General features: G+C 68.6%; 20 protein-coding genes and 4 tRNA genes. 3 read left to right on the top strand and 21 right to left on the bottom strand.

What is annotated here, in order from left to right:
• Positions 1-233: 233 nt before the first annotated feature.
• The 12 genes from Q9Q40_13840 to rplM form a co-directional block, all read right to left on the bottom strand.
• A tRNA-Thr gene (locus Q9Q40_13840) sits at positions 234-309 on the bottom strand.
• Positions 310-387: 78 nt separating this feature from the next.
• A tRNA-Gly gene (locus Q9Q40_13835) sits at positions 388-463 on the bottom strand.
• 81 nt (positions 464-544) lie between these two features.
• A tRNA-Tyr gene (locus Q9Q40_13830) sits at positions 545-630 on the bottom strand.
• Positions 631-773: 143 nt separating this feature from the next.
• A tRNA-Thr gene (locus Q9Q40_13825) sits at positions 774-849 on the bottom strand.
• A gap of 77 nt (positions 850-926) precedes the next feature.
• Positions 927-1709: a 23S rRNA (guanosine(2251)-2'-O)-methyltransferase RlmB gene (gene rlmB, locus Q9Q40_13820; GenBank protein ID MDQ7008297.1), complete on the bottom strand. Its 783-nt coding sequence runs from the start codon at positions 1707-1709 to the stop codon at positions 927-929.
• Positions 1709-2902: a 2-C-methyl-D-erythritol 4-phosphate cytidylyltransferase gene (gene ispD, locus Q9Q40_13815; GenBank protein ID MDQ7008296.1), complete on the bottom strand. Its 1194-nt coding sequence runs from the start codon at positions 2900-2902 to the stop codon at positions 1709-1711. Before ispD ends, rlmB begins: the two co-directional genes overlap by 1 nt.
• A complete protein-coding gene (frr, locus tag Q9Q40_13810; protein ID MDQ7008295.1) occupies positions 2902-3465 on the bottom strand; it encodes a ribosome recycling factor in 564 nt (187 codons plus the stop codon). Before frr ends, ispD begins: the two co-directional genes overlap by 1 nt.
• 50 nt (positions 3466-3515) lie before the next feature.
• Positions 3516-4244, bottom strand: a complete 729-nt coding sequence (gene pyrH / locus Q9Q40_13805; GenBank protein MDQ7008294.1) for a UMP kinase — start codon at positions 4242-4244, stop codon at positions 3516-3518.
• Positions 4245-4279: 35 nt separating this feature from the next.
• A complete protein-coding gene (gene tsf, locus Q9Q40_13800) occupies positions 4280-4873 on the bottom strand; it encodes a translation elongation factor Ts (GenBank protein MDQ7008293.1) in 594 nt (197 codons plus the stop codon).
• An 89-nt stretch (positions 4874-4962) separates the two neighbouring features.
• Positions 4963-5832, bottom strand: a complete 870-nt coding sequence (rpsB, locus tag Q9Q40_13795) for a 30S ribosomal protein S2 (protein ID MDQ7008292.1) — start codon at positions 5830-5832, stop codon at positions 4963-4965.
• Positions 5833-5937: 105 nt separating this feature from the next.
• On the bottom strand, positions 5938-6330 hold the full coding sequence (rpsI, locus tag Q9Q40_13790; GenBank protein MDQ7008291.1) for a 30S ribosomal protein S9: 393 nt from the start codon (positions 6328-6330) through the stop codon (positions 5938-5940).
• Positions 6331-6350: 20 nt separating this feature from the next.
• Entirely contained in the window at positions 6351-6785 is a 435-nt protein-coding gene (rplM, locus tag Q9Q40_13785) for a 50S ribosomal protein L13 (GenBank protein ID MDQ7008290.1), read from the bottom strand.
• A gap of 377 nt (positions 6786-7162) precedes the next feature.
• On the opposite strand from rplM, the gene Q9Q40_13780 reads away from it, so the two are divergent.
• On the top strand, positions 7163-10954 hold the full coding sequence (locus Q9Q40_13780) for a M28 family metallopeptidase (protein MDQ7008289.1): 3792 nt from the start codon (positions 7163-7165) through the stop codon (positions 10952-10954).
• 26 nt (positions 10955-10980) lie between these two features.
• Here the strand turns inward: Q9Q40_13780 and Q9Q40_13775 are convergent, their stop codons facing one another.
• From Q9Q40_13775 to Q9Q40_13740, 8 genes are all read right to left on the bottom strand, one after another.
• Complete coding sequence (locus Q9Q40_13775; GenBank protein MDQ7008288.1) at positions 10981-12390, bottom strand: THUMP domain-containing protein; 1410 nt, start codon at positions 12388-12390, stop codon at positions 10981-10983.
• A 17-nt stretch (positions 12391-12407) separates the two neighbouring features.
• On the bottom strand, positions 12408-13328 hold the full coding sequence (argF, locus tag Q9Q40_13770; protein MDQ7008287.1) for an ornithine carbamoyltransferase: 921 nt from the start codon (positions 13326-13328) through the stop codon (positions 12408-12410).
• A 70-nt stretch (positions 13329-13398) separates the two neighbouring features.
• Positions 13399-14718 carry a cyclic 2,3-diphosphoglycerate synthase gene (locus Q9Q40_13765; GenBank protein MDQ7008286.1) on the bottom strand — a complete coding sequence of 440 codons (1320 nt, stop codon included), beginning with the start codon at positions 14716-14718 and terminating at the stop codon, positions 13399-13401.
• A gap of 80 nt (positions 14719-14798) precedes the next feature.
• Entirely contained in the window at positions 14799-16190 is a 1392-nt protein-coding gene (locus Q9Q40_13760) for a sigma-54 dependent transcriptional regulator (protein ID MDQ7008285.1), read from the bottom strand.
• A gap of 91 nt (positions 16191-16281) precedes the next feature.
• Positions 16282-17001, bottom strand: a complete 720-nt coding sequence (locus Q9Q40_13755; protein MDQ7008284.1) for a hypothetical protein — start codon at positions 16999-17001, stop codon at positions 16282-16284.
• Positions 17002-17155: 154 nt separating this feature from the next.
• The gene (locus Q9Q40_13750) at positions 17156-18901 is read right to left on the bottom strand and encodes a hypothetical protein (protein ID MDQ7008283.1); all 1746 of its coding nucleotides are present in this window, start codon (positions 18899-18901) and stop codon (positions 17156-17158) included.
• On the bottom strand, positions 18901-19722 hold the full coding sequence (locus tag Q9Q40_13745; protein ID MDQ7008282.1) for a hypothetical protein: 822 nt from the start codon (positions 19720-19722) through the stop codon (positions 18901-18903). The genes Q9Q40_13750 and Q9Q40_13745 overlap by 1 nt, the downstream gene beginning before the upstream one ends.
• Positions 19719-20186: a prepilin-type N-terminal cleavage/methylation domain-containing protein gene (locus Q9Q40_13740; protein MDQ7008281.1), complete on the bottom strand. Its 468-nt coding sequence runs from the start codon at positions 20184-20186 to the stop codon at positions 19719-19721. The genes Q9Q40_13745 and Q9Q40_13740 overlap by 4 nt, the downstream gene beginning before the upstream one ends.
• Before the next feature lie 220 nt (positions 20187-20406).
• Here Q9Q40_13740 and Q9Q40_13735 point away from each other — a divergent pair, with 220 nt between their 5' ends.
• Complete coding sequence (locus tag Q9Q40_13735; protein MDQ7008280.1) at positions 20407-20721, top strand: non-heme iron oxygenase ferredoxin subunit; 315 nt, start codon at positions 20407-20409, stop codon at positions 20719-20721.
• A complete protein-coding gene (locus Q9Q40_13730; GenBank protein ID MDQ7008279.1) occupies positions 20718-21869 on the top strand; it encodes a DUF2891 domain-containing protein in 1152 nt (383 codons plus the stop codon). The genes Q9Q40_13735 and Q9Q40_13730 overlap by 4 nt, the downstream gene beginning before the upstream one ends.
• On the opposite strand, the gene Q9Q40_13725 is transcribed toward Q9Q40_13730, so the two are convergent.
• On the bottom strand, positions 21866-23331 hold a 1466-nt coding region (locus Q9Q40_13725; protein MDQ7008278.1), incomplete at its 5' end, for a transposase. The genes Q9Q40_13730 and Q9Q40_13725 overlap by 4 nt on opposite strands.

Genomic DNA, 23331 nt, shown 5'->3' with positions numbered 1-23331 from the left:
ATCGAAACTACGCACCTCGACCTTGTCGCTGTGCTCCGAAAGAACCGTCGTGATCGCCGCCGTCAGCGTCGTCTTTCCGTGGTCCACGTGACCAATCGTACCGACGTTCACGTGGGGCTTCGTACGCTCGAACTTTTCCTTAGCCATCGGATTCCTCCGGCCTTCGTGCGCCCCGGGCAACGCCTGCCGGGGTCTGACGGCCCGCGGCGGAGCCGCAGGCGGATCGTTGCAACTGGAGCCCATGACCAGACTCGAACTGGTGACCTCCTCCTTACCAAGGAGGTGCTCTACCGACTGAGCTACATGGGCCCTACCTGGTCTCCTGAGTTCTTCCCGCCGTCGCCGCGGGAGCATCCGGTCCCGTGCACCCTGCCGCTTCGGCCCATCTGGAGCGGGAAACGGGGCTCGAACCCGCGACCCTCAGCTTGGAAGGCTGATGCTCTACCAACTGAGCTATTCCCGCCTTGTTCTCCTGTCCGTCCATGCTTCCGCGCTTCTACAAGAATCGGTGCTGTGGGGCTTTGCCCCGGCTCGTGCCTCGAGGTGGTGGAGGGGAGAGGATTCGAACCTCTGAAGTCGTACGACGGCAGATTTACAGTCTGCTCCCTTTGGCCACTTGGGTACCCCTCCAACATGGGAGCCCCGAGCGCACAGTGAAGACGGGACGAACAACCCCCGCCGGGTTGAAGCGACCCGCCCTTCATTTCTGCTCTCCGGGGCGTTCTCCTCTTTCCTTCGTCGGCCTTTCGAGCTGATTCCGCCCCAACCCTATGTGGAGCTGGCGAAGGGACTCGAACCCCCGACCGGCTGATTACAAATCAGCTGCTCTTCCAGCTGAGCTACGCCAGCCCAGCAAACGCGGGGATGCTAGCAGTGGCCCGGGGAGCCGTCAAGGCTATTTGCGAAAAAATAAGATGGCGGTCGCATCAAGCGCCGTGCCGACGACGCTGGCGATCGGCTTCGACCAGGAGGATGCCCGCCGCCACCGAGACGTTGAGCGAGCCCACCTCCTCCCGAATGGGAATCGTCACCCGCACGGGACAGCGCTTGAGCACCGAGGGGCGAATCCCCTTCTCCTCGGCCCCGGCCACCAGCACCACGCCCCCGGCCAGGGGAGCCTCCCAGTAGGGCACCCCCCCCCGAGTCTCGAGGGCCACGGGGACGATGTCGTCGTCGGCCAGTGCCTCGAGCAGGCGGGAGAGATTACCGGCTCGAGCCACCGGGAGCAGGTCGATCCCGCCTTCGGCGGTCCGGCGTACGGCAGGCGAAAGCCCGGCCGCCCGGTGACCGGGCAGGAACAGGCCGTGAGCCCCGACCGCCGCCGCCGTCCGGATGATCGCCCCCAGGTTCCGTGGATCGGAAACCGAGTCGATGGCCACCAGCAGGGGACGCTCCGGCAGGGTCTCGACCAGTTCCGCAGCGGTCAGCAACTCGGTCTCCGCCAACCGGGCCGCGATGCCCTGGTGCCGCACCCCCCCGGCCAGACGCTCGATCGCCTCCCGGGGCACCTGCCCGTGGGGCACGCCGGCCTTCCGGGCCAGGGCCACGATCTGCCGGGTGCGTTCGTCCCGCTGCCCCCGGGCCAGCAAGACCTTCTCGACCCTTCTCGGCGAGTTCAGCAAGGCGCCGCGGACGGCATGAAAGCCCAACGCCAGGCCCTCGCGAAGCTCCGGCTCGGCACGACGCCGGCGTGGCGGGCGAGTGCCCATCAGCCGCCGACCAGGGTCGCCACGGCCTGGCAGCCCACCCCGGCTCCCGCAGCCAGCCCACCGAGCCCCTCGGTACGCTTGCCCTTGACGGATACGGCCCCCGGATGCAGGCCGAGGATCTCGGCCAAACGGGCGCGAATCGCCTCCCGGTGAGGAGCGAGCTTGGGCTTGTCCACGATCACCACCGCATCGACGCCCGTCGGTCGCCAACCCCTCCGACGAAGATGCTCGACGGTCTCCCGCAGCAGATCCGGCCCGGGCATGTTCCGGCAGCGGGGATCGTTGTCGGGAAAGAGCATGCCGATATCCCCCGCGCCGGCGGCACCGAGCAGGGCGTCGGCCACCGCGTGGGAAAGGGGATCGCCGTCGGAATGTCCCTCCGGCCCGAAATCCGGGGTCAACTCCACGCCCACGAGGCGGAAGGGCCTGCCTTTCTTCAGCGGATGGACATCCCACCCAAAGCCGACCCGTGGTAGCTGCATCTCCATCTCCTCGATGCCCCCCTCGCCTTCCCGGGAGGCGTCGAACCGGGCCCTGGCCCGGGCCAGATCTCCGGGCCAGGTGATCTTGAAGTTCTCCGCTTCGCCCTCGACCAGCGCCACCTCGCGACCCAGGCGCCTGACCATCGAGCCGTCATCCGAGGCATCCCAGTCGGCGGGGGCCTGCCCGTGAGCCTCGAGCAGCCAATCGCGATCGAAGGCCTGGGGCGTCTGCACCGCGCGCACGGCGTCCCGGGCCAGCACCTGCCCCACGCGGCCCCGCTCGGCCGTCACCAGGGTGTCCCCCACCGGCAGGACCGGCACAGCCGCCCCCGAACGCCGAGCCGCCCCGAGCACACGCAGGGCCAACTCGCGGGAGACGAAGGGCCGCGCCAGGTCGTGCACCATCACCCAGCGGGCTCCCGCTGTTTGCTCCAGCCCACGCAGCACCGAGTCCCGCCGACGGGCCCCGCCCACGGTGGAGACCACGTCGACCGCCAGATCGGCGCAGGCTCGCGTGATCGCCCCGGCCTGGCCGGGATCGGCGGGCAACACCAGCACCAGCCGGTACACGTCATCGAGGGAGGAGAAAACAGCGGCGGACCAGGCCACCAGCGGACGACCTCCGAGGGTGACCAGGGCCTTGGATCGCCCGGCACCCAGCCGGGTACCGCTGCCGGCCCCCAGCAGGATCACCGCGACGTCTGCGGCCATCAGAACTCCATCAACTCCTTTTCCTTGGCCTTGGCCAGTTCGTCGACCTTGGCCACGAATTCGTTGGTCAGCTTCTGCACCTGGTCCAGGCAACGCCTGGCGTCATCCTCCGAGACCGCCGAGTCGTCGTCTTTTTCGAGCGAACGAATCTCGTCGTTGGCGTCGCGCCGGATGTGGCGCACGGCGGTCCGCCCTTCCTCGGCGATCTGGCCGACCCGTTTGACCAGCTGCTTGCGACGCTCCTCGGTCAGCGGCGGGATGGGGATGCGCACCACCTTGCCGTCGTTGCTCGGGTTGAGGCCCAGGTCGGCGGCCAGGATCGCCCGCTCCACGTCCCCCAGAATCGACGGGTCGAAGGGCTGGGCGACGATCAGGCCCGGGTCGGGAATGGCCAGCTTGCAGGTCTGGTTGAGCGGCGTGGACTGGCCGTAGTAGTCCACCGTCACCCCGTCGAGAATCGCCAGGCTGGCTCGCCCGGTCCTCAGGGAAGCCAGGTCTCGGCGCACCGAGTCGACCGTCTGTTCCATCCTTTCGCGGGCTCGCTTGATGACGTCATCCAACATGGCGGCAGCTCCTCGGGCACGACGCGTGGGCGCCATGCTCCCCATCCAGGCTAAGTGCTCGTCACGACCGACCCGATCCGTCGGCCCTGGAGGAGGGCCAGGATATTGCCTTCCTCGAGCAGGTTGAAGACCACGATCGGCAGGTTGTTGTCCATGCACAGGGAGATCGCCGTGGCATCCATCACACCGATCCCCCGCCGCAACACCTCGCGGTAGGTCAATTCGGCGATGAACCGGGCGTCGTCGTGGCTTTTCGGATCTTTGTCGTAGACGCCATCGACCTTGGTCGCCTTGAGCAGGACATCGGCCCGCAACTCCATCGCCCGGAGCGCCGCGGCCGTATCGGTGGTGAAGTACGGGTTGCCGGTGCCGGCGGCGAGGATCACCACCCTCCCCTTTTCCAGGTGGCGCATCGCCCGCCGCCGAATGAAAGGCTCGGCGACCTGGTCCATCTTGATCGCCGACAGGACCCGGGTCTCGACGCCGATGCCCTCGAGAGCGTCCTGAAACGCCAGGGAGTTGATCACGGTCGAGAGCATCCCCATGTGATCGCCGGTGACCCGGTCGACACCGCCCCGCGCCGCCGCGGAGACACCGCGGAAGATGTTCCCTCCACCGATCACCACGCCGAGCTCGACGCCCAGCGCGCGCACATCGGCGATTTCCTTCGCGATGCGGGTGACCACATCGGGATCGATGCCGAAGCTCTGCTCGCCGAGAAGGGCTTCCCCGCTGAGCTTGAGCAGAACCCTGCGATAGGGGATCTCCGGTGCCGTCATGGCTCTTCTCCGGCTGCGGTCCCGCCCCCTGAAGGCTACTTACCGAGTTCGTAGCGGACGAAACGGGCGATCTGCATGTTCTCGCCCAACTTGGCAATGGCCTCGGTGAGCAGGTCCTTTACGGTCTTGTCCGGATCCTTGATGAAGCCCTGTTCGAGCAGACAGTTTTCACTGTAGAACTTTTCCATCTTGCCGGTGACGATCTTCTCCAGCACGGCTTCGGGCTTGCCCGACTCCTTCATCTGCTCGAGGTAGATCTTCTTTTCGTGCTCGATCTCCGCTTCGGAGACGTCCTCGCGGGCGACCCAACGAGGCTGGGCGGCGGCCACGTGCATCGCCAGGTCGCGCACCAGGGCCTGGAAGTCGTCCGTCCGGGCCACGAAATCGGTCTCGCAGTTGACCTCGATCAGCACACCCACCCGGCTTCCCGGATGGATATAGGCGTAGACCATGCCTTCGGAAGTTTCGCGGCCGGCCTTCTTGGCGGCGGAGGAAAGCCCCTTCTTGCGGAGAAAGTCGACGGCGGCGTCGAAATCGCCCCCGGTCTCGGTCAGGGCCTTCTTGCAATCCATCATTCCAGCTCCGGTCATCGAGCGGAGCTTCTTCACATCCTGGGCAGTTACCGACATTTCCATTCCTCTACGCGGCCCGGCGACGCGGGCCTTTCAAAGCGATGGCGGCTCCGGAAAGCCGCCAGTAGCTGTGGGTCGTCCGGAAATCAGGCCTCGGCTTCCGGGGCCGGCTCCGGGGCCGCGGGCGGTGGCGCCGCCTCTTCGGCACCCGCCGGAGCCGCGGGAGCCGGCTCGGTCGGTGCCTTGGCGGGGGCGGCCCCTTCGCGACCCGCGGCGCCACGGCGCCGGGGAGAGCGCGACGAGCGCTCGGGCCGGCTGGCCCGCCACTGGTTGCGCCCCTCGATGATGGCGTCGGCGATCTTCGTCGCGAACAGTTCGATGGAACGGATCGCATCGTCGTTGGCCGGAATCGGAAAATCGATGTTGTTCGGGTCGGCGTTGGTGTCGATCAGGCCGATGACCGGGATCTTCAGCCGGTTGGCCTCGGCCACCGCGATGTGCTCCCGACGGGTATCGACCACGAAGAGGGCATCCGGTCGTCGCGTCATCTCCTTGATTCCCGCCAGCACGTGCTCGAGCCGGGAACGCTTTTTGATCAGGCCGAGGCGCTCCTTCTTGGTCAGGTGAGCGAAACGGGGATCGGACTCGGCGTTTTCCAGGGTCCGCATCTTGTCGACGGACTTTTTCACCGTGTTCCAGTTGGTCATCAATCCACCCAGCCAGCGCTGGTGGATGTAGTACATCTCGCAGCGGGCGGCCTCGCGGACGATGATTTCCTGGGCCTGGCGCTTGGTGCCCACGAAGAGGATCGTCTTCCCCGCGGCGGCCAGGTCATGGACGAAGTTCAGGGCCTCCCGGAAGAGCACGAGGGTCTTCTGCAGATCGATGATGTAGACACCGCCCCGGAGCCCGAAGATGTAGGGCTTCATGCGCGGATCCCAGTGGGCCTTCTGGTGACCGAAATGGGCGCCGGCTTCGAGGAGTTCCCTCAGGGAGACGGACAGGTTTTTTTCCACGATTCCTCCAGTCAGGCGCAGACCTGGGCGGGTCCGCCACCTTGGGTTGTCGCCAGAAGGCCTGGCCAAGCGCAAGCGGCCGCTCGGGGGCGGCCGCCATGGTCATCAGCGCTTGGAGAACTGGAAGCGCGCCCGGGCGCCTTTCTGGCCGTATTTCTTGCGCTCCACCTCGCGGGCGTCACGGGTCAACAGGCCCTCTTTCTTGAGAGCCGGCTTGAGTTCCGCGTCGAAAGCCACGAGAGCGCGGGCAATGCCGAGACGGAAAGCACCGGCCTGTCCGGTCAGCCCCCCGCCGCGAATATTCGCAATGATGTCGAACTTGCCGTCCTGCTCGGTCACGGCGAGAGGCTGCTTGATGTCCTCGCGGGCCGTGGCAGAAAGGAAATAGTTGTCGAAGGGCCGATTGTTGACCCTGATTTCACCGTTTCCGGGACGCAGGTAGACCCGCGCGACCGCGGCCTTTCGACGTCCTGTGCCGTTCCACTGGGTGGTGGTCATCGAGTTGATCTCCTGCGCTCTCAACCGTGAATCTCGAGGGAGCGGGGTTTCTGCGCCTGGTGGGGATGATCGCCGCCCTTGTAGACCTTCAGCTTGGTGTACATCTTCCGGCCCAGGGGGCCCTTGGGCAGCATGCGCTTGATCGCCAGCTCGATCACCCGTTCGGGCTTTTTCGCCAGCATCTCCCGGGCCGTAGCCTCCTTCAGCCCCCCGGGATGACCGGTGTGGCGGTAGTAGATCTTCTCGTCCTGCTTGCGGCCGGTCAGCTTGACCTTGTCCGCGTTGACCACGATCACGTGATCTCCGGTATCGAGAAAAGGCGTGAAGTAGGGCTTGTGCTTGCCGCGCAGCCTCGAGGCGACCTCGCTGGCCAGGCGGCCGAGGGGCTTGTCGGCGGCGTCCACGACCCACCAGTCACGATGAATATCGGAGGGCGAGGGAACAAAGGTCTTCATGGCACTCCAGTCCTTCCTGGATCCCGTGTCCGGGAAGTTCCTCGACGGAACTTGTCTTCCTGACACCGCGCCGGTGTGGCGAGGGTCGAGCGGGGCCACACAAGCCCGGCCCGGTCAAAGTCTTTCCCACCAATAAGATGAAGGGAAAGCCGTGCCCTTCGGCGGCGGCGGGCCGCACGAAACACGACAGGGCCTCCCGCGCGCCTGCGGTGCGCGGAAAGTCGCAAGAGACTACCCGCGGCCTTTCGAGGTGTCAAGCTCGAGGCGGACTTCTTCCCGCCTCCCGCGGCGCTCTTCCCCTCCCGCGGGGCGTGACGCCCCCCCTCGACGGTCTCTCGCAGTACACTTCCGCCAACGTACCCCCATGGAGGCCTGCGATGAAAAGCTTCGTCCCGGCCTGGATCGGGCTTCTCGCCGGACTCCTGGCCCCTTTCGCCCTCGCTGCGCCCGCCGGCCCGGCTTCCTCGAACGATGAGCAGCTCGTGCGCATCGAGCGAAAAGGACGCGAAGACGCCGAAGTCCTCCGCTCCCGGGGGCTGCCGGTCGTGATGGAACTCTCGTCATGCCTGCTGATGCGCGGCGGACCGGACGCCGCGCGGCAGGCCGCAAGGCTCGGCTACCGGACCCGCGTACTCGATGAAGCCGCCGCCGGCACGCCCTACCTGGTCATCGGGCTGCGTCCCGACTCGGACCTCGAGGCGGTGGCGGCGGCGGGCACCCGGCTGCTCGAGGAGGAAAACTGGATCCTGATTCGCCTCGATCCGGGTGGCGGCGGCCGCCAGCTGGACGCGGCCCGGGTCTTCGTCACCCCCGTTCCGCTCGCCCCGCTGACCTGGCCCCGCCCCACTCCCCGACGAGATGCCGCGGCCATGGAGGACGCGGCGGGGCCGGACCCCGTCGTGCAGAAGATCGTCGCCTCGGTGGACGAAGCGGAAATCGACCGCTTCTTCAGCGACCTGACCGGCAATCCGCCGACGGGGAGCCGCTACTCGCTCGGACAGGGATGCCGGGACGCCGGGCAATACTGTTTCGACACCTATCGCGCTCTCGGCATACCCGCCCGGTACGACGACTGGAACCCGTCTCACGCTCCGAACGTGATCGGCGAGTTGAGCGGCGCGGTGACCCCCGATTCGATCTATATCGTCGTCGGTCACCTGGACGACCTGCCCTCCTCCGGCCCCGCTCCCGGCGCCGACGACAACGCCTCGGGATCGGTCAATGTGCTGGAGTCGGCGCGGGTCCTCAGTTGCTGGGGCGTGAAGAACACGGTGCGCTTCCTCAACGCCACCGGGGAGGAGCAGGGCCTCAAGGGCTCCCACGCCTACGCCCAGGCCGCCCTGGACCAGGGGGAGAAGATCCTCGGGGTGATCAACATGGACATGATCGCCTGGGAGGGTGACGGGCTGCCCCAGCCGGAGGATCTGGACATCAACTTCAATGGTCCGTCCGAGTGGCTGGGCCGGCTTTTCGCCGACAGCGCCACCCTCTACGACACCGGGCTGGTGGTGGACGCCTTCTACTGCCCGAGCCTGACCGCCTCCGACCACTACGCTTTCTGGCAGCGGGGCTACGACGCCATCTGCGGCATCACCGACAACGAAAACTATTGCGGCCATGGGGGCAACTATCCCCACTACCACACCTCCGACGACACCATCGCCAACTGCGGGGACCTCTCGTTCTTCTATTCGGTGGTACGCACCTCGGTGGCCACCCTGGCCGAGTTGGCCGAACCGTTCAAGATCACCTTTGCCGACAGCGCCTTCGCTTGCCAGGGCGAGGCCCGGATACTCGTCGCCGACAGGGATCTGAATGCCGACCCGGGGCTCCAGGAAACCGTGACCATCCCGGTCTGGAGCAGTACGGAGCCCGACCCCGAACAGGTGGTGCTGACCGAGCGCAGCGCGGACTCGATGATCTTCGAGGGGACGATTCCCCTCTCGAGTGCGCCACCCGTGACGGGTGACGGCCGGCTCTCCGTCGGGGAGGGCGACATCCTCGAAGCCCGGTACGTCGACGCCCTGGATTGCGACGGCAGCCCTGACGTGGAGTACATGGCCTCGGCCGTGGTGGATTGCAGCGCCCCCCTGATCAGCAACGTCCACGAAACCGACCTGACCGACGTCAGCGCGGTCATCGCCTGGACCACCGACGAGACCGCGGACAGCGTGGTCGTCTGGGGCGAGACCACGCCGCCCTCCCAGACGACGTCGGCCGAAGCCCCTGTCACCGACCACCGGGTGCCGCTCGAGGGGCTGCGGGAGTGCACCGTCTACTACTACGAGGTGCAGTCGACGGATCCGGCAGGCAACCTGGCGGTGGCCAACGACGGAGGACGCTACTACCACTTCGAAACTCTCGGCGACTTCGGCGACGGACTGCAGGCCTGCCACACCGGTCAGGTCAGCATCGACGAGGCGGTCTATTCCTGCGCCGGCACGGTGAGTTTCAGCGTAGTCGACCTGGACCTCAATGGTGACCCCGAAACCGTCGACACCGCCCGCCTCGAGGTGACCAGCACCACGGAGACCCTCACCGAGTGGGTCACCGTCACTGAAACCGACGTGAATTCCTCCCGCTTTACCGGATCGATCCCCACGGCGGCGGGAGCACCCCAGGCCGACGGCCGGCTCCAGGTGGCGGAGGGAGACACCATCACCGTCACCTACCACGACGCCGACGACGGCACAGGTCTGGCGTCCCTGGCCTACGACACCGCGGGCGTCGACTGTAGGGGACCGGTGATCCGCAACCTGCGGATCGAAAACCTGACCAACGCCCGGGCCCATGTACGGTTCGAAACGGACGAGCCGGGGGACAGCCTGGTGGAATGGGGACCGACCCCCGCCCTCGGCCGCAGCACCAGCGACTCGGGGCGGGTCACCTCCCACGACCTGCTGCTCAACGACTTCGACTCGTGTGACGCCATCTACTTCCGGGTCCGTTCCAGTGACCAGTTCGGCACCACCGGCAGCGCCACCGGTCCCGACGGCCCCTTCGCCTTCCAGGCTTCCACCATCCCGGGACTGTACTGGCGGGACAACTTCGAAAGCGGCTCCGCGGGCTGGTCCCTCGAGGGCGAGTGGGAAATCGGTCCGCCCACGGGAGCCGGGGGCTCCGCCGGCCCCCCCGACCCCGTTGGTGCCTACAACAACTCCGCCCTGCTCGGCCACGACCTGGCAGGCAGCGGCCTCTATCCCGGCGACTACGAGGCCTCGATCGACGAGAGCGCCGAGAGCCCGCCCCAGAACGCCACCCCATGGCGCAACACCAAGGTGTTGCTCTACCGCAAGCTGAGCGCCGGCCCCGGGGACGAGGCGTCGATCTGGCTCTGGGCCGGCCCGGGAAGACTGCTCTACAACTCCGCCGGTGATCCGGTGCAGGACGACGACTTCCAGCTGGTCACCTTCGACGTGGGCCCCCTGGCCGACGGCCGTCCCTCGGTGTGGCTCGAGTTCCGCCAGTCATCGGACGGCGCGGGACAGTATGCGGGCTGGAACGTGGACGACCTGATCTTCAAGGACGGCTCGCTTCCCGACTACGGCCCTTGCGGCGGTTGCAGCCGGGCGCCGGCGTTCGGCGGCGTCACCGGGGCCGACGACGACGACGCCTGCGCGGCCGGCGGTGTGACGGTGAGCTGGGATACGGCCGTGGCCTGGGGCAGCGGCGGAGGCGGCACCTTCGCGGTCTACCGGGACACGGACCCCGTTTTCACGCCGTCGGCGGCGAACCTGGTCGCCTCGGGCCTTGCCGGCCTGTCCTACAACGACACCACGGCACCCGCGGACCAGCCCGTGTACTACATGGTGCGCGCAGAGAACGACGAGAGCTGTGGCAGCGGCCCGGCCAACAGCGGCCTGGTCGACGGCAACCAGGTCCGGGCACAGGCCACCGACCGCTCCTCGAGCCCCGTGCCGCCGGCCGTGACCGGGCTCGAGGTCCGTCTCGTCGGAGCGGGAGCCCACCTGCGCCTCCGCTGGCAGGCCGCCGCCGACGCCACGCGTTACAAGGTGCTGCGCTCGTTGACGCCGGAGCCCGCCGACTTCGCCGAATGGGCCGGTACGACCCGGCTCTACCATGACGACCTGGGAGCCGGCGCGAATCGCGAAACCTACTATTACCTGATCCGCGCCGTCGGCGCCTGCGGGCAGGACGGCCCCCTCTGATCGGCCAAGCGCCCGGCTGACCGCCCTCAGCCCCCCATGCCCTGGCGGAGGTTGACGGCGTCGAAGCCCAGGCGGCGCAGGTGACGGGCGAGCCAGGCGCTACGCAGGCCGTGCTCACAGACCACCACGTAGCTCCGATCCGGGTCGAGGGTCTCGAAATCGGCCCGCGCCGCGGAGGGGTCGATCTCGAGCGCCCCCTCGAAAGGCGCCGCGCGACGCAGAGCCTCGGCGCGAATGTCGATCACCAGGGCATCGGGAGGGATCACCTCCACTTCGCCTTCCACGTCGTCGGCAGGCAGCGGCGCCGGCAGGTCATGGCGCACCGCCATGCGTGCGGCCTCGGTGGCGTCGAAGGGCACCAGCGCGGTGGCCTCGTCCACCTGGGACCGTCCCGCCCCCGTCGCGGGTTTGCGTGGCACCAACGCACAGTACTCCGGCACGCCGGCACAGAGGTCGTGGGTGCCGATCTCCCGGGATCGGGCGATGATCTCTTCCTTGTTGAATCCCACCAGCGGACGCAGCATGCCGACCCGCCGAGGAGAGCCCAGGGCCCGCAGGTTGCGCAGGGTCTGGGAGGAGACCTGGCCCAGGGCCTCGCCGGTGATCACCGCATGGGCGCGCACCCGCTGGGCCAGCGCCTCCCCCACCGCGTACATCACCCGTTTGAGCACGAGCTGGCGCAGAGCCTCGGGAACCCGGGCGACGATCAACTCGGCCACCGCCTCGAAGGGCAGCACGTAAAGCCGCGACGGACTGCCCGCCGACCAGAGGCGGCTGAGGGTATTGGCGATTTTCAGCACGGCCCGTTCGTGACGTACGCCGCCGAGGCGGCAGAAGACGTAATCCAGCCCCACCCCCCGCCGCAACATCATCCACGCCGCCACCGCCGAGTCGAAGCCCCCCGACAGCAATACCACGGCCCGGCCCTCGACTCCCACGGGCAGCCCCCCCGGGCCCATCATGCGGGAAGTGAAAAAGCGCACCTTGCCGCCACGCACCTCCACCTGGGCGGTGACCTCGGGAGCCGTCAGATCCACCCTGCCGTACTCCATCAAGCGCTCGCCGAGCTGTTCGTTGACGGCCTGGGAGCCGAGGCCGGCCACACCCCGCACCTTGGCGCGCACCGCGAAACCGCGGCCCCGCACCTCGTCACGAAACAGCGCCTCGCCTCTTGCCAGCAAGGTGTCGAGCCCGGCGTAGGGCTCCTCGATGCACGGCGAGAGGGAGTGCACGCCGAAGACCCGGCGGGCGATCTCGAAGGCCCGCGCATCATCGGCCTCGAGGTAGATCCGCACGTGATCACGGTGGACCCGTGCCGGCACGGCCTCGCGTTGGAGGCCCGCACGGAGATTCTCGACCAGGCGGCGGGTGAAGCGGGAGCGGGTGCGCGGCGCCTTGGTGACGATATCGGAAGAAATGCGGATCAGCGCCTTCATCGCACCGACACCACCGCCTAGTGCCCCACCAGGGCGAGGTAGACGGCCTTGATCGCGTGCAGGCGGTTTTCCGCCTGGTCGAAGATCACCGAGCGCTCGTGGTCGGCCACCGTGTCGGTCACCTCCTCCCCGCGATGGGCCGGCAGGCAGTGCATGAACACCGCCTCGGCCGAGGCCAGGGAGAAGAGCGCGTCATTCACCTGATACGGCGCGAACAGGGCCCGCCGGGCCTGCGCCTCGTCCTCCTGTCCCATGGAAGCCCAGACATCGGTGTAGACCGCGTCGGCACCACTCACGCCCTCCCGGATGTCGGAGGTGTAGAGCACTTCCCCGCCGTGGGCCGCCGCCAACTCCCGGGCCCGGTCGAAAACCCGCAGGTTGGGCTCGAAGCCCCGGGGTCCGACGACGCTGATCTTCATCCCCGACAGAGCGCCGCCGACCAGCAGCGAATGGGCCACGTTGTTGCCATCGCCCACGTAGGCCAGATGCCTGCCGGCCAGGTCACCGAAACGCTGCCGAAGGGTCAGCAGGTCCGCCAGGGCCTGGCAGGGATGCAGCAGGTCCGTGAGCAGGTTGACGACCGGCACGGACGCGACCTCGGCGGTTTCTTCCACCAGGCGATGCGAGAACGTGCGCATGCAGATGATGTCGACCCAGCGCTCGAGATTGCGCGCCACATCCGCCACGGTCTCCCGTTTGCCGATGCGCCCCATCTCGGGGGTCTGGGTCACCGCCGTACCGCCGAGTTGGGCCAGGCCGACCTCGCCGGTGACACGGGTGCGCAGCGAGGGTTTCTCGAAATAGAGAAAAGCGGTCTTGCCCCGCAGGGCGTCGGCATAGGCACCGGGCTGCCGCGCCACCTGCCGGGCCAGATCGAGCAGTGAGCCGAGTTCGTCGGCCTTCCAGTCCCACAGGGCGACCAGGTCACGTCCCTTCATCGCTTGGTCTCCGGGGCCGCGGGGGCCCGCAGAAAGGGGGGAGCCGGAAGGCTCCCCCGATCACTGAAGATCAGAGAAAGTCCCCGAGCACCTCGGCCAGGTCGAGCGGACCCTTCTCCTCGAGGCTGTACGTGGCGCGTACCGCCGGCTTGGGGAAATCCATCAACCGCCGCAGATCGATGGGAGTGCCGATGACGTAGGCGTCCACGGCGGAGGCCGCAGCCTCGAGGGTCTGCTGCAGGTCGGCCACCTGCTGATCCGAGTAGCCCATCGCCGGCAGCACCGCACCCGTCTCCGGGTACTTGGCGTAGGTCGCCGCGATGGACCCCACGGCCCAGGGCCGGGGGTCGACGATCTCGACGACGCCCGCCTGACGGGCGACGACCACCCCCGCGCCGAACTTCATCCCACCGTGGGTCAGGGTCGGTCCGTCTTCGATCACCAGAACCCGCTTACCGGCCAGCTCGGCGCCCTCTTCGAGCACCACCGGCGACGCGGCACGGATCACCCGGGCCCGGGGATTGAGCCGCCGCAGGTTGGCCTCCACCCGGGCCACGGCGTCCTCGTCGGCGGAGTCGATCTTGTTGATCACGAAGACATCGGCCTTGCGGGCGTTGGCCTCGCCGGGGTGATACAGCTCTTCGTGGCCCGGTCGCAGGGGGTCGACCACCACGATGTGAAGGTCGGGCACGTAGAACGGCAGGTCGTTGTTGCCGCCGTCCCAGAGAATCACATCGGCTTCCTGTTCCGCCCGGCGGAGAATCTCCTCGTAGTCGACACCGGCGAAGACCAGGTTGCCCACCGCCACGTGGGGTTCGTATTCCTCGCGCTCCTCGATGGTGCACTTGTGCCGGTCCATGTCCTCGAGGGTGGCGAAACGCTGGCAGCGCTGGGCCGCCAGGTCACCGTAGGGCATGGGATGCCGAATCACCGCCACCCGGCGTCCCCCTTCGCGCAACAAGCGGGCGATCTTGCGGGAGGTCTGACTCTTCCCGCAGCCGGTGCGCACGGCGCAGACCGAGATCACCGGTTTGCTGGAACGGATCTCGGTAGCCGCGGGACCGAGGATGCGAAAGTCGGCTCCGGCCGCCAGCACGCGGCTGGCCAGGTGCATGACAGTCTCGTGGGCCACGTCCGAGTAGGCGTGGATCACCTCGTCGGCCTTCGACTCGGCGATCAGCTGCTCCAGGTCGGCCTCGTCACGGATCGGAATCCCCTCGGGATAGTCTGCCCCGGCCAGTTCCGCCGGATAGACCCGTCCGTCGATGTCGGGAATCTGGGTGGCGGTGAAGGCGACGACCCGCAGGTCCGTGCGCCCCCTGAGCGCCACGTTGAAATTGTGGAAGTCGCGACCGGCGGCGCCGGCGATGATGATCCGTCTCTGGGCCATCGAACCCTCTTCCCGCCGCAGGTGGATCCACGGCGTCGGAGCTGGGGGGGAACCCTCGAGGCGGACAGGTTAACGCGCTTTCAGGCCTTGCGCCGCTCGAGTTCGTCCACCTCGAGACCCAGTTCCGCAGCCGCCGCGGCCAGGTCGCCGCCGTGGCGACCGAGGGCGTGGGAGATGCGCATTTTCTCGGCGGCGGCGGCCGCCTGCCGCACCGTCTCGTCGAGCGTGCCGTCCAGACTGACCAGCCGGGAGAGGGCCAAGAGGTCTGGATCTTCGACCCGGGCCCGCAATTCCAGGTCGGCGGGCTGGATCTCGTCCCCCTGGGCCAGCACCGCCGCCCGCTCGAGTTCGTTTTCCAGCTCGCGTACGTTGCCCGGCCAGCGGTAGGCCACCAGCCGCTCCATGGCCGGGGGAGAGACCCGCAGCCCGGGCCGGCCGAGCTTCTCCGCCAGGCGATCGAGAATGAAGTTCACCAGCAGGGGGATGTCTTCCGGCCGCTCGCGCAGGGACGGCAGGGGAATCGGTACCACGGAGAGGCGGTAATAGAGGTCCTCTCGGAATCGCTTGGCGGTCACCTCCCCGAGCAGCTCCCGGTTGGTGGCGGCGACGATGCGCACATCGGCCTTGCGGGTGCGGGTGCCGCCGATGCGGTCGTAGGTCCGATCCTGGAGCAGTCGCAGGATCTTCGACTGAAGCTGGATCGGCATCTCCCCGATCTCGTCGAGGAAGAGCGTGCCCTTCTCCGCCGCCTCGACCTTGCCGATGGCGGTGGCGTTGGCTCCCGTGTAGGCCCCCTTCTCGTGGCCGAAGAGTTCGTTTTCGAGCAGAGTTTCCGGGATCGCGGCGCAATTGATGGCCACGAAGGGGCCCCGCCGGCGCGGTGAGAGCACGTGCAGGGCCCGGGCCACAAGTTCCTTGCCGGTGCCCGATTCACCCAGGATCAGGGCTGTCGCGTCGGAGGGCGCGACCTTCTCCACCAACCGCGCGACATCCTGCATGGGCGTCGACCGCCCCAGCAGGCGGGGGACGTTCTTGCCGCTGCCGAAAAGCAACCCCTGGCTGCGGGAAGCCCGTCGCTCGACGAAGGCCCGCAGGCGTCCGGTCACCGGTTCGGGATCGTCGGGGTGCAGCAGTTCCTGCACCTCGAGGCGGAAGAGTCCCACCAGGTCCGCGGGCTCGAGGCCCTCGGAAACCACCGCCAGGGGGAGAGCCGGGTCCGCCCCACGGCAAGCGTCCCGCGCCGCACGCACCGCCTCGATCAGCGCCCCCCCGCCACCCGCAGGGACGAAGACCACCGCCCCGACCGCCTTGGAACGTCCCAGGCGTGCCGCCAACTCCTCGGGGGGCAGGGTCTCGGGCATCTCGTCGAAAACCGGGGCGAGACGCTCGGCCCAGGCCGCCGCCCGACGCCGGTCGACACCACAGACCAGCAGTGAGACGAAACGGGTCTTGCTCTTCCTCGTCGCGGTCACGGAAGCCACAGATCTCCTTCCAACGGGCGCAAGCGCGGGGCGAGCGCCAAGCATAGCCCATCGTCCCGCCTCGCGGCGCGCCGATCGTCTTTCAGCGCCGCTTCGGAGCGCCCTGCCGCAGACGCACGAGCTGCTGCTCGAGGCGGCGGATCTCGTCCCGCACCCGCTGAGCCCGCTGGGCGTTGTCCAGCCCCTTCTCCGCCTCCCGCTCCTTGTCGTCACCGGCGCCGATTCGGGGCAGCAGGGGGTTGTGCAGGGAAAGGAGACGACGCTTGAGATGGTCGATCTTCTGCTCGAGAGTCGCGATTTTCTCCTCGCGAGTCTCCCGGGGCGGCGGGGCGGCGGAAGGCGCGTTCTTCCGGTTGCCGTATTTCTGCAGCAACGAGCCGTAGTCCGGTTCCGCGGTCACCGGACGGGCCGTACGGCCGTAGATCCGCACGAGGTCGTCGTTGGTGATGACCAGGCTCTTCTCTCCGGTGGCCCGGTCGACCCGGGTCGCCAGGATGGCGGGAGACTTGGCCCGCGGCAGGGCGCCGGTCGACGGCGGGGCCGTAGCCGGGGCCTCCGGCCGGGTCGCCCCGGCGGCCCGGGCATCGTCTTTCCCGGACTTCTTCGAGGTCCGGCCGGCAGGCCCCAGCGCGGCCTGGGAACCGGGGCCGATGATCACCGTCCGGGTGGCCGTGGAATCCCGTTTGCCGTCCTTCTTCTGCGGGGCCGCGGCCCTGGGGGGATCCCCGGCCAGGGCAGGCGAAAGCGCGACGGCCGCCCAGAGGGCAGCCAGGACGATGAACAGCAACCTTCGAACGGACATCACTTCCGCTCCTCTGGACCGATCTCCGGCCCTCCTCTGCCTGTCCAATATGGCACCCGGTCCGTCCTCCCGTCCACACGGCCCTCCCCCCTGGCCGTCGGCTCCCGGCACGCACCAAAGAGGAACGGGCACTTCCAGGAGCCGGCGGAGGATCCTACCAGCCCCAAACCACGTCGCTCAGGAGTACCCGGGGCGCCCCGGGCGGCCCACAGCGCCGGCGGCCGGAGGGGGGACAGGCGGCGGGACGAACCGTGGCGGGGCCGAGCGACTCGTCCACCTCCAGGGACGCGGCCCGCAGGGCACCCTCCCCTTCCCAGGCACCCGCGAGTTCCAGCAAGCCCTCGGTCGCCAGCAGACCGTCCAGGTGCAGGCCCCGCCGGCCGCAATCCCGGCGGGGAGGCCGAGGGGCGGTCGGCGACCGCCAGTCACCGGGATGCCACCCGAGACAGGACAGGCCGTCAGGCGTCAGGTCGAGAAAGGGATCCCCGGGACCCGCACGCCGATCCTCACCGGCGCTGTCGCCCACCTGGGGGTCGACCCGCAGTTCCTTGCCGCGGGTGGTCGCACCCCGGAGTCGGACTCCCCGGTCGCCGACCAGCAGGACGGCCCCTTCGAGACCCTCGGCGACGATCTCGAGGGGGGCGGCGCCGTCCTCCAATTCGAGCAGCACCACCCCGCCACCCCGGGGCAGGATGTCCCCCAGGCTCTTCGATGGACCGACGGCGTCGAGACGGAAGGTGCCCGCAGCCTCTTGCACCCAGCGCTGGACGCCCTGCACGCCCCGCCGGACCAGTCGGCGCCAGGAGACCGGTACAGGTTCGAGGCCCGCGGCCGGGCACTCCAGCCACACCCCGGAATGCTCGTCATCCCGCCGGGGAGCCACCGGCGGCGTACGCCAGGGTGCGAACGGGAAGGGAGTCGCACACGGGCCGGATGCGGCGGGGCCGTTCCACCCGCCTCCGATCCGCAACCGGAACCAGGGATCCGCCACGGGATCGGCCAGGGTCAACCACTGTTCGAAGTCGCCTCGCCCGTCCCCATCCCGATCGTCGGCGCTGCCGTCGCCGTCGTTGTCCCGGCGCAGGGGTGCGTCCACGCCGGCCCAGGGCACCCCCGAGGGCCAGCGCGCCCAGCTTCCCGCTGCCACGCGCAGGTCACCTCCCACCACGGCTTCCCCACCGCGGAAAGGCGCGCCGGAACCCCAGGAGGCATCGCCCCGCACCAGGAGGGGCCGATCGGGCCGGCCCCAGTCGACATGCCGCACCAACCCCCGGGCCCGGACCCGCACGCCCACATCGGCGGGCGCCTCGGCGCGCACCTCCACCTCCACCCGCGCCAGGCCCTCCTTCCCCGCCCAGGCGGGGGGGCCGAAGATCGCCAGCCGCACCAGCCGCAAGCCGCCCCCCGGCGCGATGATGGCCTCGATGGCGGCCAGCTTGCCGGTCGCCGCGGGGTCGTCCTCCCGGAGTTCCACATCCGGTCCCCCCGCCGTACCCACCAGGCGATCCACCGGGTCGGGACCGTCGGGGGGGCGGAGGAGGGCGCCGCCCCCTTCGCGGTAGCGCACGTTCCAGGGGGGCGGAGCCAGACTCCAGGGAGTGCCCCGATCGTCTCCGTCCGGGTCCACCTGCCGGCGACCACGGTCCACCTCCTCCACCGCCGGCGGGGCCACGAGGCCGGACCGCTCTTCCCACTCGAACCAACGCGCCGCGATCACCAGAACCGAGGTCGCGGCCCGGCGGGCCAGGGCCTGGCGGCCGCGGCGGGCCGCCCCCCGACTCGCGCCCTGGACCATCAGCCACAGGCCCACGGCGGTCGCCGAGAGCAGCAGGGAGACGACCAGCACCGCCAACAGTGCCGAGCCCCGCTCACCGCGGGGCCATCCCCGCCGCAGGAACATCACCTCTCCTCCAGGGCGATCTCGCGCCGGAAGCGCCCCCCGCCCTTCATCCGCACTTCCAGGCGCACGCGCCGGACCCGGCCGCGACAGGCCCGCGACCCGGCGTCGTCGGCTCCGCCACAGGAAGACAGGGCGTCGCCCCGGCCGTCGAAGGCCGTCACGGCAAAGAACGCCACGTCGTCGATCAGGGGCTGCACGCTGCGGAAACGACCGGTGCCCGCCCGGCGCGCATCGTGTACGAAAGTCACCCGGTAGAGCACGCCGGGACGCGTATCGCCGGGCTCGGCGAAGGGCCCCGCGTCGATGCTCTCCACCACTCCATCCCGGCGGGCCACTTCGCTTCCGTCAGCGAGGGTCAGCCGGTCGGAAGAATCCAGGTCGGCCTCGAAGCGGGCCCGCAGGCGCCCCCCGCGGCTGCCCGTGCGGCGATAGAAGATCACCACCTCGTCGTTGCCGGTGGTGGTCCGAGGGAAGATGCCGGCGATATGCTCCTCCGGGTCCCGGGCCAGGACCGGGTCACCGGCGTCCAGGTCGCCGCGAATCCCGAGGGCGCCGGCGGACAGGAATTCGACGGCCTCGTCGGGAGAGGACTCGGCCCCTGCGGGAGGAAGGCCGGCCCCGGCCCGGGAGATCTCCGCGGCCATACGATCGAGAGCCCAATGAGCCGCGGCGGCCCCGGTGGCGGCGTCGCCCAGATCCGCCGCCAGGCGCAGGGTGCCCCGGCACAGGGTGAGGACCACCAGCACCGCCACCAGCGAGAGCAGGACCCCCACCAGAGAGCCGGCGGTGGCAAAACCGCGGCTGCCGGCCGGCCTCTTCATCCGCGCACCCAGACCAGCCGCACCCGGCGGCGTCGCCCGGCTTCGAGGTAGCTGACGCGTACGCGCAGGCGGCACCCCAGAGCCGTGCCGAAGGTCGCCGACGTCCCGCCGGCGCCGAGTCCCTCGAGGCGGGCTTCGATGCGCCCGTCGGGCAAACCCTCGAGCAGTTCGTGCCACGCTGCGGGGGCGCTGGCATCCCGGGTGTCGAGGATACCCTCCCTGTCGTCCGGGGCGGCGCTGAAGTAGCCCGGCAGTCGGTGGAAGCTCACCCCATCGAGCCGGGCCGCGATGGTCTCGGCCGCCCCCCGGGCCCGGTCCAGGCGATCCGCCGCCCGCAGGTGGTGCACGGCGGTGTGAAACAGGGAAAGCACCCCGGCGGCGAGCAGACCCGTCAGGGCCAGGGCCACGAGGGCCTCGATCAGGGTGCTGCCGCGAAAGGGCGACGGGAGGCGCGGGGCAGGCATCGTTCGCTCGTTCATGCCCCGGGTCGAAGCAAGTTCCAGGCCAGGTTCAGCCCTACGCTCGGCCGTCGACTTTTCCCCCGCCGCGTCCACATGCGGACACCCCCCCCGGACAGTGTCCGGACACCCGCGAGCGCGATTCCCTTGCCAGCCTCCCCACCCTCGGCGATGATCCCGGCTGCGGCGCGGGGCGAGAACGCCGCGCCGCAGCAAGGAGCGGGAGGTGGCTCGATACCACAAGGTGGCCTCCCTCGATCGACTGCCCCCGGGAGAGAAGCTGGGCGTGGAAGTCGAGGGCCATGAAATCTTCCTCTGCAACGTGGACGGTACGATCCACGCCCTCGAGGACTGCTGCCCCCACCAGGGCGCAAGGCTGAGCGACGTGGGCCATTTGCGTCCGGGCCAGGTGCTGTGCGTACTGCACGGCGCCTGCTTCGACCTGGGCAGCGGCGCTCTTCTCGCCCCGCCCGCCGCGCGCGACATCCATCGCTACCCGGTGCGGGTGGAGGGGGGCGCGATCTACGTGGAGGTGGAATGAAACCGCTGCGCGGGTGGGCAGGGGCTTTGATGCTGGCCGCCCTGACGAGCTGTTCGGGGTCCGGCGTTCCGCCCGAGGAGGCACACGTCCCCCGGGCCGTCCCGGAGGTCGGTGTCGCAAGGATCGAGCAGGAACAGCTCGTGGCCTTCGCAGAGCTGGCCCTGGCCTGCATCGACAGACCCTACCCCTACAAACCCCACCACGTGCTGACCTCGGACGCGTCCCTGGCCCTGCCCCGGGAGCTGCACCCGACTTTCTACGGTTGCTTCGACTGGCACAGCGCCGTGCATGCCCACTGGATGCTGCTGCGGCTGGTCAAGACCTACCCGGAACTGCCCGTCGCCCAGCGCGTGCGCTCCCGTCTCGACCCCCACATGGCCCGCGAGCCGCTGGCCCGGGAGGCGGCCTACTTCCGCGAGAAGGGTCGGCGAGCCTTCGAGCGGCCCTACGGCTGGGCCTGGCTTCTGCGCCTGGCGGCGGAGGTCCGTACCTGGCCGGACGGCCGGGGCCGGGGCTGGGCATTCAACCTGGTCCCCCTCGAGACCGAAATCGTCGGCCGCCTGCGGGAATATCTCCAGCGCCTGGACTGGCCGATCCGCAGCGGCACCCACTCCAACACCGCCTTCGCCCTGGCCCAGGCGCTCGACTACGCCGACGCCGTCGGCGACGACGGTCTGCGCCGACTGGTAGCCGAGCGCGCCCGCGATTACTACATCGAGGACCAGAGCTGCCCGGTGAACTACGAACCCGGCGGAGAGGATTTCTTCTCCCCCTGTCTGCTCGAAGCCGACCTGATGCGCCGGGTACTCTCGGCCGAGGAGTTCTCCGCCTGGATCGACGGCTTTCTCCCCGGCCTGCGCCATGGCGAGCTGGGCCCTGTCGAAGCCCCGGCCCGGGTATCCGACCCCTCCGACCCCAAGATCGCCCACCTCGACGGCCTGAACCTGGTCCGCGCGTGGTGCCTGGCCGGCATCGCCGCCGCCCTCCCCGAGGGCGACCCCCGCCGCACCCACGCCGCCGCCCTGGCCGACCTCCACGCCCGCACGGGCCTGGCCGGCGTGCTCTCCGGCCACTACGAGGGCGAGCACTGGCTGGCCAGTTTCGCGGTGTACCTGGTGACGGGCACGGGGCTGGGGGAGGCGCCCTAGCAGCCCGTTGAAAAAGCGAGAATTCTCGCCTGAGAGCCAAACTTCGGATTCCGTGATTCACGGTCCGGGTTGTTGTCTTCGACTGACCGCCCTGTGAAAATGGCGCTCAGCACACTTTGGCCAGGGGTGAAACAGGCGAACAGATAGCCGAAAATGCGCGAAAAAGCTCCGCTGAGGCTTCGCGTCCCCTCCGCGTACTCCTTTGGCGTTCTCGTACCGAGGAGATCGCGCATCAGCATTCCCAGATTGAAGCCGGCGATATGCACGAGTAACCGTTTGAGGATATTCCCGTGGTGGCGTAGGTGCGTTCGCCGCATGCCCCCTGCTTCGAGATAGTGAGCCAATGGCCGCTCGAGCAGCTCACCCCGTTTGCGTAAGAGCCGTTTCCCTCGATCACCACGAATCCGTCTTCGATTCGCATACGTCGCGGCTTGGGCGTCCTTCTTGCCGATCCACTTTCGAGTGCCTCGGTCGGGCTCGGAAATGTAGGTCCGGTAACCCTCGTCGATCAGCGCGCACAACGTTTCGTTTCCGTGGTAGCCCTTGTCTGCCACGACTTCTCGACCTGCTTCATCATGGATTTCGTCTTGGGTCTCGGGATCATCGGAAAGCTCATGAAGGTTCGACTGCGCGGCTTCGAGCGTGTCGGGCAAGCTCTTCGTGTCACCTTTCGCTCCGCCGTGCAACGTCACCGACAACACCGCGCCAGCGCCGCTCATGTCCACTGCATGCTCTGCTTTGTGCCAAAGATGCGTGGCGCCATGCTTCATCTTCATGATCTCGGCCTCCGGGTCATGCGGATTGACCCACTCCTTGTTGGAACCCTTCTTCGGACGCTTCCTGTCCAGTTTCGCAAGATCTGATCGCGTCGGGGTATCGATTCCACTCTCACGGGCAAGATCCTTCAGATATTCTTCGTAGGTCTCGCCCGTGTCCCGACGCACGATGCTTCGAAGCGCTGCATTCGCTTCCAGCGTCGTCGCATCGACACCGAGGGTCTTGCCGTCGATCAGACCGTGCGCTCCCAGAACGCCAAGGACCCAACGAAACACCGCATCGTGGACCTCCAGAGAAAGACGAGTGCGAATCCTGGAAAGCGAAGAATGATCGGGGATCGACTCGTCCAGGCCAAGCCCCAGAAAGTTGCGCAACGAGAGGGAATCGGCACAGCGCCAGCAAATGCCACGCTCCGAATCAAGCCGCTCGAAGTACCCAATCAGGAGCATCCGGAAGTACACGCCCGGCGGAATGCTCGGGCGACCCTTCCTTTCCGAATAGTACGAAGCGCACTCCGATTCAACGAAGGCATCGAAGCCCTCGTCTCGAAGTATCTTCTCGAGCTTCTCGTAAAACGGATGCCCAGGACTGGAGGCGACGACATCAGATGCGATCCACAATGACTCTTGGCGGGCCTCTGGGCGGCGCTTCATCGACATTCGATCAACTCTTCGTTTCGCATGCG

It is taken from the genome of Acidobacteriota bacterium (assembly GCA_030949985.1).
Lineage (GTDB): Bacteria > Acidobacteriota > Polarisedimenticolia > J045 > J045 > JALTMS01.
Note: the sequence above shows the minus strand (reverse complement) of the source record. Positions and strands in the feature narration are given on the sequence as shown.

Coding starts and splice junctions, on each gene's coding strand:
- Q9Q40_13755 (MDQ7008284.1), bottom strand. CDS start 17,001: ATGTCCGTTCGAAGGTTGCTGTTCATCGTCCTGGCTGCCCTCTGGGCG.
- ispD (MDQ7008296.1), bottom strand. CDS start 2,902: ATGGCCGCAGACGTCGCGGTGATCCTGCTGGGGGCCGGCAGCGGTACC.
- rplM (MDQ7008290.1), bottom strand. CDS start 6,785: ATGAAGACCTTTGTTCCCTCGCCCTCCGATATTCATCGTGACTGGTGG.
- Q9Q40_13750 (MDQ7008283.1), bottom strand. CDS start 18,901: ATGTTCCTGCGGCGGGGATGGCCCCGCGGTGAGCGGGGCTCGGCACTG.
- Q9Q40_13745 (MDQ7008282.1), bottom strand. CDS start 19,722: ATGAAGAGGCCGGCCGGCAGCCGCGGTTTTGCCACCGCCGGCTCTCTG.
- rlmB (MDQ7008297.1), bottom strand. CDS start 1,709: ATGGGCACTCGCCCGCCACGCCGGCGTCGTGCCGAGCCGGAGCTTCGC.
- pyrH (MDQ7008294.1), bottom strand. CDS start 4,244: ATGACGGCACCGGAGATCCCCTATCGCAGGGTTCTGCTCAAGCTCAGC.
- Q9Q40_13775 (MDQ7008288.1), bottom strand. CDS start 12,390: ATGAAGGCGCTGATCCGCATTTCTTCCGATATCGTCACCAAGGCGCCG.
- argF (MDQ7008287.1), bottom strand. CDS start 13,328: ATGAAGGGACGTGACCTGGTCGCCCTGTGGGACTGGAAGGCCGACGAA.
- Q9Q40_13765 (MDQ7008286.1), bottom strand. CDS start 14,718: ATGGCCCAGAGACGGATCATCATCGCCGGCGCCGCCGGTCGCGACTTC.
- frr (MDQ7008295.1), bottom strand. CDS start 3,465: ATGTTGGATGACGTCATCAAGCGAGCCCGCGAAAGGATGGAACAGACG.
- rpsI (MDQ7008291.1), bottom strand. CDS start 6,330: ATGACCACCACCCAGTGGAACGGCACAGGACGTCGAAAGGCCGCGGTC.
- Q9Q40_13780 (MDQ7008289.1), top strand. CDS start 7,163: ATGAAAAGCTTCGTCCCGGCCTGGATCGGGCTTCTCGCCGGACTCCTG.
- Q9Q40_13740 (MDQ7008281.1), bottom strand. CDS start 20,186: ATGCCTGCCCCGCGCCTCCCGTCGCCCTTTCGCGGCAGCACCCTGATC.
- Q9Q40_13730 (MDQ7008279.1), top strand. CDS start 20,718: ATGAAACCGCTGCGCGGGTGGGCAGGGGCTTTGATGCTGGCCGCCCTG.
- tsf (MDQ7008293.1), bottom strand. CDS start 4,873: ATGTCGGTAACTGCCCAGGATGTGAAGAAGCTCCGCTCGATGACCGGA.